General features: G+C 63.0%; 1 protein-coding gene. It reads left to right on the top strand.

Going from position 1 to position 254, the window contains the following annotated elements:
• The coding region (locus G6047_RS16690; protein ID WP_211165341.1) for a hypothetical protein at nt 1–254 on the top strand (254 nt) is incomplete at both ends.

The following is a 254-nucleotide window of genomic DNA, read 5'->3' as shown; positions in this document are numbered from 1 at the left end:
CGGGCTGGACCGTCTCGCCCCCCGGTATCGTCTCGCTGAGCACGACCAGCGCCACGACCACGACCCTCACCAAGGTGGCGCAGGGAACCGTTACGCTCTTCGCGAACCTGGTCAACGCATGCGGCCAGACCAAGGCCATTTCAAAGACCATCACCGTAGGTACGCCTGTGGCTTCGATCATCGGGCCTTACTGTCCGACCGAAAGCGCCCCGTGTTTCCTGAGCGACGCGGCTCCCAACGGCTATCTGCAGTAT

This window comes from Flavobacterium silvaticum (assembly GCF_012911565.1).
GTDB classification, from domain to species: domain Bacteria; phylum Bacteroidota; class Bacteroidia; order Flavobacteriales; family Flavobacteriaceae; genus Flavobacterium; species Flavobacterium silvaticum.
This window is presented reverse-complemented; position numbering and strand designations above follow the sequence as displayed.